Here is a 7935-nt window from a genome sequence, read left to right on the forward strand (position 1 = left end):
CCTGCTTTCTATCCTACGCTGAGAAGTTACCACAACCTTGGCGCAGGCTTTTCACGAAAACAACTCCTGCGAAACAAAGAACATCTTGTAATTTTAGCCATTATTCTGGCTTACTCTTACTTGAGCCTTAGCTACGGCAACGTAGAGTTGTGGAAAATCGGCTAGTAAGGCCGCATTGCCTCGCCTACTAGAGTTACTCTCGCATTGCGCGACTACGGCCCCAGCGGCAATTGCCGGTCAGTACAAGCTCTTTATTGAACAGCTTTCCGTTTTCCAGAAAAACATCGGCGATTGTGCGTCCATACTTGTCTTTGCCATATGTTTTCAGCAGGACATTCTTTCCACGGATCACTTCTGTTGCGTATTTTGTTGCGCGTGAGCTATTTCGTTCGCCCGCTTCCGGGCAATTAATCCCTTTGAGCCGGATGGTTTCCGCGCGGCCGTCATGCAGGACCACAATTGTATCTGCGTCATGCACCGTTACAACACGTGCAGGAAATTCATCCGCGAATAGCGTGGAAGAGAAGAACAGCAAAAACAAGAAATATTTCATACAAGCATTGTATCAAATTAGATGTAGCGCGGCCGTCTCGGCTGCGGCTTCTCGCAGGCGGGACGCCCGCGCTACTTTGATTTCAGCTGTGCCAGTGCGCGATCGAAGTCTTCGATGAGCTCTTCCGTGGATTCAATTCCCACGGATACGCGAATCAGGCTGTCCGAGACTCCCATTTTTTGTCGGTCCTGCGGGCTGAGTCCTGCGTGCGAAGTTGTTGCAGGACGCGTCAACAGGGATTCGACTCCTCCAAGACTTGGAGCCACAATCGGCAGAGTTGCCTTCTTCAAGAATGTTTCGGAAGCTGACACACCACCCTTGAGCTCGAAACTAAGCATGCCGCTGCAACCATCGAAAAGCTCGCGAGCCCGCTGATACTGGGGGTGGGTTTCCAGTCCTGGATAATTCACTTTTGCTACTGCGGGATGGGACTGCAAGAACTTCGCAATCTTCAAAGCGCTTTCATTCTGATAACGCACTCGCAGGTGGACGGTTTTGATTCCGCGTTGCAAGAGGTATGCCGTATGCGGATCGAGTGTGCCGCCCAGATGATCGAGTTTTCTTTTTACTTTTTCAATCAAATCGGCGCGACCGATGACGGCGCCTGCCACGAGATCGGAGTGTCCATTCAAATATTTTGTGCAACTGTGTAGGGTGAGATCGTAGCCATGCTCCGGTGGGCGAAAATTTACGGGGCTGGCGAATGTATTATCAATCATCGAGATGAGTTTATGAGCGCGCGCGAATTGCGCAATCGCTTTTAGATCCGGCACCACCATCAGCGGGTTTGCCATGGTCTCTACATAAATGGCTTTAGTTCCGGGCTTCAGCTTCGATTCCCACGAATCAGGGTCGTTACTGTTGATGAAATCGAACGAAAGACCAAGAGAAGCAAAGTCTTTGGTAATGAAATCATGGGTACCGCCGTACAGTTCTTCCTGAATCAGCAAATGATCACCCTGCGAAAGAACGGTCATTAAAGAAGTTGTAATTGCTGCCATTCCACTTGAAGTCACCAGGGCGGCTTCCGCGTTTTCCAGCGCTGCGAGTTTTTGCTGCAGCGCAAAGTGATTGGGAGTGTTGTTCAGTCGAATGTATCGCACGTCATGATAATCCGACTCTCCAAAAGTCTCAAACATTGCGGACTGAAAAATCGGAACGGTCACCGCGCCCTGAATGTGGGGTTCACCAGCATGCACTGCTTTGGTTTCCAAACGCTTCGGTAATCTCATGGTTATACAATCCTCCCAGAATAATCATACGCAAATCAGATGGACCAGAACAGATATAGTTGAAATGCACAGATACCGGTACAGTGTTTATGCAGCGCTTTTCGCAGAGGAGCGCAGCTGCTGACCGAGAAAACAACGCCCCGGGCATTGTAAGCAGCAGCATATTTTGGATTCAGAAACAGCGCGCGATTGAAGTCTGCAAGGGCTGAACTATATTTGCGGCGCACACAAAGTAAACCGCTCCTCTGTTCCGGTAAGCTTCATCCGGGTCTGGACTAATTGTCAGGCCAAATTTTGACGCTTCATTTCTTGGATTTGTTTATTAACCGCCAAGACGCCAGGGTCGCCAAGCAAAAATTACTTCTTTTGGTTCTTGGCGTTCCCGGGTCCCTTGGCGGTTATTATGACATACAGGTTTCTGCAAAGAACGGGGAGTGAAACCGTAACTAATTGATTTCAGAGGAAGAATCCAATGAAGTATTCGATTTTTAGTGTTTTATTGTTTCTCATTGCCTGCAGTAGTTTTGCAAATGAGCCGGCGCCTCCCTTGCCTTCGAAGTCATCGGACTGGCTCGAAGGAAAGCCTTTCGGATGGTCACAGTTGAAAGGCAAGGTAGTGCTGATGAATGTCTGGACGTTTCGCTGTTGGAACTCCTATCGTTCACTTCCCTGGGTCGTTTCTTTGAAAACGAAATTTCCACAGATGGAGCTGATCGGGATTCATTCACCCGAATTTGATCATGAGAAAGACCGGAACAAACTCCGTGAAACGATGGCCAGCTATAAAGTTACCTATCCGCAAGTTCTGGATGATGATTTCGCCTACTGGCGGCAGTTGAACAATCGTTACTGGCCCGCTTTTTATGTTGTAGATAAACAGGGAAAGATCCGTGGAAAGTTCGCAGGCGAAACACATCCAAATGATTCCCAGGCAAAACGAATTGAAGGGTTGATTGAAGAACTCATGAAAGAGAGTTTGTAAACAAAGTAGCGCGGCCGTCCCGGCTGCGGCTCTTCGCAGGCGAGACACCCGCGCTACTTCGACAAAAATGACTGAACGAGGTCGACATCCTCAGTGCTGCCGATGATCAATGGTGTGCGTTGATGCAGCTCATGTGGAACAACATCCAGGATTCTTTCCTGCTGGCTGATGGCCTTTCCGCCCGCTTGCTCGATGATCATTGCGAGCGGCGCGGCTTCGTACAACAGGCGAAGTTTTCCCTCCGGCTTTTTCACTGAACCGGGATAGAGGAATATTCCCCCGTAGAGCAGGGTGCGATGCACATCTGCAACGAGCGATCCGATATAGCGCGTTCCGTAAGGCCGCCCGGTAGGCTTGTCGACTTCTTTTATGTAATCCACGTAGCGTTTAATTCCATCGTCCCACGAATGATAGTTGCCTTCGTTCACGCTGTAATATTTTCCTTTCGAAGGGATGACGATGTCTTCATGCGAAAGCAAAAACTCACCGCAGCTCGGATCGTAGGTGAATCCATGAACTCCGTGGCCGGCAGTGTAAACGAACATGGTGCTGGAACCGTACACGATGTAACCCGCGCAGATCTGCTTGTGTCCCGGTTGCAAACAATCATCGAGCGTGCCGGGTCCTTTCGCTGTGATCCGCTTGTGTACGGAGAAGATGGTTCCAATCGTAACGTTCGCGTCAATGTTGCTGGAGCCATCCAGAGGATCAAACAGAAAAACATATTTACCGTGAGGATATCCTTCGGGAATCGAAAGAATCGAATGAGATTCTTCCGAAGCCATCACACAAAGTTGTCCGCCTCGTCCCAGGATTTCATGCAACACGCGGTTCGCATATTCATCCAGTTTCGTTACGCGCTCTCCATGAACATTTTCACTGCCTGTTAAACCCAGAATGTTCACAAGGCCGGCCTTTCGAACATCGCGTGCAATCAACTTTGCAGCCAGAGTGATATCGTTTAGCAATCCGGAAAATTCTCCTGTCGCATCCGGAAACTTTCGCTGTTGTTCCAGGATGTGGCGGGATATGGACATTACTTCATGTGGAATCATTTTTCACTCCTTACTCCTTTCACTATGGAGGGCGGCCGTCCCTGGCCGCCTGGCGGGCGCGAAGGCCCGCCCTCCGATTATAATTCGGAAGTTTGATATAATCACGCCAGTATCAGATCATGTCTAACTATATATGGATTACCTTCGATTGCTATGGCACTTTAATTGATTGGGAACTGGGAATTGCTGCCGCTTTCGAAAAAATGGCCATGGCTACCGGCCTCCCATTCAATCGAAATCAGGTTTTGAAACTCTACCGCAAATACGAAAAGGAGGAGGAAGTTCAATATCGCAGGTACCGCGACGTATTGACGCGTGTGGCCCGCCGCGTTTGTTTTGATCTTGGGCTGCAAACTGCAACTTACGATTTTCTAGCAGACAGTCTGCAGCGATGGAGGCCTTTTCCCGATACGAATGCAGCTCTGCAGAGACTTGCTCGAAAGCATAAGCTCGGAATCCTTTCCAACGTCGACAACGATATGCTCGCGCAAACCCGCAAACACTTAACGGTCAATTTTGATTTGATTGTAACCGCGGAAGACGTTTCATCCTACAAACCGGGGCTAAAACACTTTGAGGAAGCAAAGAGGAAGATTGCCAACGCTGACTGGATCCATGCTGCCCAGAGTTACGTTCACGATATTCTCCCGTGCAACCGGTTAGGAATCGAATCGGCCTGGATCAACAGGACGCATGAAACCTTAAAAGATAATGACGTAAAACCGCTTTTCAACGGTCCGGATCTTTACCGGTTTGCAAATTGGATCGAAGGAGTCGACTCCTCACCCAACTTATTGGGCTAATTCTTTGATCGCTTGAGCTTCTTGAACCGCTCGAACTTTTTTGCGCGCTTCTTCAAGAAGAAGATTCAGTTCTTCCAGTTGATTCGCCTGGGCTGTGTGTTGCGCCGCTTCCACAATAGAGGATGCAAGGGATAGAATTTCCGCTAATCTTTCGCTGAGATCCTTCAAGTTTGAAACGATCTCCCGTCTCTGGATTTCCGACTCGCGGTAGCGAAGCGCATTCCGGATTACGGATAAGAGACGTTCATTGTCAAATGGTTTTAACACATAATCCACCGCGCCCGCCTTCATGCATTGCACTGCTACTTCCTCATTTCCTTTTCCTGTTAGCATTACCACAAAACTTGTTGCGTAATGTTTGCTGACGTGGCGCAAAACATCCAGCCCATCCATGTTGGGCATCATATAATCCAGCAAAACGACTTCCGGATTGAACTTGCTGATTTCCTGCAAGGCGGTTTCGCCATCGGGAGCATCGTGCGTTTCGTATCCCTCCGATTCCAGCAAAAGTTTTAGAAAATCTACGAGGGTAGGGTCATCATCGACAATCAAAATTTTGTGCATAGTTAATCTCGCTTATAAGGCCTCGCCAAAATATTTTTTTACCTGGTCGACCACACCCCTCAGTTCCAATGGTTTTGCGATCACTGCTTCCGCGCCCATCAATAATGATTGATTCTGTTGTTCTAATTCTGCCAGGCTCGAGAGAATGATCACCGGAATATCGCGCGTCTGCGGCTCCGATTTGAGCTCACGCAATACATCCAGTCCTCCATGATCGTCCATCAGAAGTTCCAGCAGAATCAGGGAAGGGTTTACATCTTTGGCCCTGTCTAAAGCCTCTTTTCCGCCCAGTACGGTACTGACCTCGTATCCCTCCCTGGATAAACATTCGTCGAAGAATTCTAGTGTGGATGTGTCATCATCCACAATCATAATTTTTAGAGGCGCTTCCCGGGAATCAATCAAATCGCTGGCTTTTCCCAGAATTTGATGCAGTTTTTCCACATCGATTGGTTTTTCCAGATAATCGAATACGCCAAACGAGTCACCTTTTTCTTTATCGACAAGAACCGACAGGACGATCACCGGGATATTAGAAGTCAGTGGATCCGTACGCAATCTTTCCAGCAGATGGAATCCGTTCATGTCAGGTAGATAGATATCCAGAGTGATCAAATCCGGTTTATGTTCTCGCGCTATTGTTAGTGCGTCTTTTCCTGATTTTGCGGGTATAACTGCGAAACCCTCATCTTCCAGCAGCATTTTGATCATAGCGCTGACATCAGGATCATCTTCGATAATTTCCACCAACTTAGCGGGATGATGGGCTCGTGCCCCAAGAACCTTGGCAGGTCTCGTTTCTTGAGAATGTCTGTGTACAGGGAGTGTGAATGTGAATTTGCTGCCGGCGCCCTCTTTGCTTTCCACTTGAATTTTGCATCCATGGCCTTCAATGATTTCCTTCACAATGGCAAGACCCAATCCTGTTCCGCCGTATTTTCGAGTGGAGGAGCCATCCACCTGGTAGAATCGTTGAAAAATTTTTGTGAGGTGTTCCTTGGGAATGCCGATTCCGGTATCGGCAACGCTGACCTTTACAACTGCATCTTCGGTCCCGGGCGTTTCCAGATCAATCCGAATCTCGCCCGGCGAGGCGGTAAACTTTTCGGCATTCATGAGTAAATTCATGAGCACTTCGCGAATACGATCCGGATCGCAATAGATGGGCGGACAGGAGGGAATGTTCGTACTGATCTGGATCTCCTTCTCCTTCCGGCGGATTTCGATCTTGATGCTTTCCACACAAGATTCGATGAGCTGATTTAGTGAGCAAGCTTCCATACGAAGTTTGATCATGCCGGTGCTGACGCGGGAAAAGTCGAGCAGTGAGCTGATCAAACGGGCTAGATGATTCAAATTGTCCCGTGAAACGTTCAGTCCTTTCTCCTGTCTCTCATTGATCGGTCCAAGGCGGCCACCCAGGATAAATTCAACGTATCCTTTGGTGGAAACAAGCGGTGCTTTCAGTTCATGCGAAATGTTTGCAAGAAAGTTGGATTTTAGTTCATCCAGCTGCATCAATTCGCGGTTCGCCTGCTCCAACAGAATTTTCTTTTCCTGCGCGTCGTCACGAGTTTTTTGAAGCTGTTCGATCTTATGCTCCAGCTCTTGAGCCATCTTATTAATGCTTTCCGCCAGCATTTCAACTTCATCATCCGATACAATGTGCAAACGGTGTGTGAATTCGCCTGCCATGATTCTTGCGGTCACTTCCCGAATCTGTTTTAAGTGACGCGAGATATCTGCAGCTGCAATGAACGCAACGAGCGCCCCGATTGCGACAATGACGAATATCAGGGAAATGGTTTCCCACCATGTGGAAGCGTGAATCACACCGGTTCGCAATGCCTCTTCGGTATGCGCGTGTCCCATGAGCGCAAAAAAAGTAAGGGCAAGCGCGATCAGCATAGTAAAAGATAAAAGCAGCTTCATCAAAATGGTGTAACGAAAAGTAAAATTCTCCTCGCCCAGATCTTCTGCAATTCTGGTTCGAATCGAAATCATAGCTCCTCGAAGCATGTGGAAATGAACGAACGAGGCCGTAAGCCCCGCGCTCAAGGTGCCCAGAAAGAGGTAAAGGCGATAACTCTCAGGAATATGCAAAACTCGAATACTGTAGTAGACGACTGCGAAACCGGCAAGAAACCAGCTCCCCAGACTGAGCATCGCGGAACGCACGGAGAAAAGTGCCGCAGCGCGTTCCGCTTCTCTTGCCGATCCGGTTCCTTTCAGATAGCGAATCACCGGCAGGATTAAACGCCGGTTCCAGGGAATGGCCCACAGAGTAGAAAGGGGAATGGCAATTGCGGCGAAGTAGAACGTCTTCTTGAGCTGATCTGTCGTGAGAGTAAGAAGTTGCCAGTAATAGAGGATCAGGATTGCTGATCCGAGCAAAACAGGCAGAGCAAGTCTAAGTGTGAGTCCGTGAAAGTATGAATGATCGACCCGCTCTGGCATTGCATCCCTGCCTTCCCCTCGGACATTCGGGATTATAACATGAGTTCGTAGTAGCGACTTCAGTCGGGATGTGGTGCGGGCGACTCGCCCGCAAAGCGTAATCACTCGGCAGTCGTATCATTTTTTTCAATTATGTGCACTTTGTTTAGGGGCAATATCCTGCCCAATCATGACCAGCGGGCGAGTCGCCCGCGAGACTGTCCAAAAAGTCAAGAATTGCGGCGAGTTAGTGGGAGCGCGGGCATCCCTGCCCGCAATGAACTCGTCGAGCTACCAAGTTTTTGCGGAC

7 protein-coding genes are annotated in these 7935 nt (G+C 48.8%); 2 read left to right on the plus strand and 5 right to left on the minus strand.

Annotated elements, in window-relative coordinates:
• Nucleotides 1–193: 193 nt before the first annotated feature.
• On the minus strand, nt 194–553 hold the full coding sequence (locus tag L0156_17950; protein ID MCI0604873.1) for a thermonuclease family protein: 360 nt from the start codon (nt 551–553) through the stop codon (nt 194–196).
• A gap of 71 nt (nt 554–624) precedes the next feature.
• Nucleotides 625–1785, minus strand: coding sequence for a PLP-dependent aspartate aminotransferase family protein (locus L0156_17955; protein MCI0604874.1), 1161 nt, complete (start codon nt 1783–1785; stop codon nt 625–627).
• Between the two features lie 472 nt (nt 1786–2257).
• Between L0156_17955 and L0156_17960 the strand changes: the two genes are divergently transcribed.
• The gene (locus L0156_17960) at nt 2258–2767 is read left to right on the plus strand and encodes a redoxin domain-containing protein (protein MCI0604875.1); all 510 of its coding nucleotides are present in this window, start codon (nt 2258–2260) and stop codon (nt 2765–2767) included.
• 53 nt (nt 2768–2820) lie between these two features.
• Here the strand turns inward: L0156_17960 and fbp are convergent, their stop codons facing one another.
• On the minus strand, nt 2821–3822 hold the full coding sequence (fbp, locus tag L0156_17965) for a class 1 fructose-bisphosphatase (GenBank protein MCI0604876.1): 1002 nt from the start codon (nt 3820–3822) through the stop codon (nt 2821–2823).
• A gap of 119 nt (nt 3823–3941) precedes the next feature.
• Between fbp and L0156_17970 the strand changes: the two genes are divergently transcribed.
• Entirely contained in the window at nt 3942–4625 is a 684-nt protein-coding gene (locus L0156_17970; protein MCI0604877.1) for an HAD-IA family hydrolase, read from the plus strand.
• On the opposite strand, the gene L0156_17975 is transcribed toward L0156_17970, so the two are convergent.
• Complete coding sequence (locus tag L0156_17975) at nt 4614–5189, minus strand: response regulator (protein MCI0604878.1); 576 nt, start codon at nt 5187–5189, stop codon at nt 4614–4616. The genes L0156_17970 and L0156_17975 overlap by 12 nt on opposite strands.
• A 12-nt stretch (nt 5190–5201) precedes the next feature.
• Nucleotides 5202–7646, minus strand: coding sequence for a response regulator (locus L0156_17980; protein MCI0604879.1), 2445 nt, complete (start codon nt 7644–7646; stop codon nt 5202–5204).
• Nucleotides 7647–7935: the final 289 nt, after the last annotated feature.

This window comes from bacterium (assembly GCA_022616075.1).
GTDB lineage: Bacteria > Acidobacteriota > HRBIN11 > JAKEFK01 > JAKEFK01 > JAKEFK01.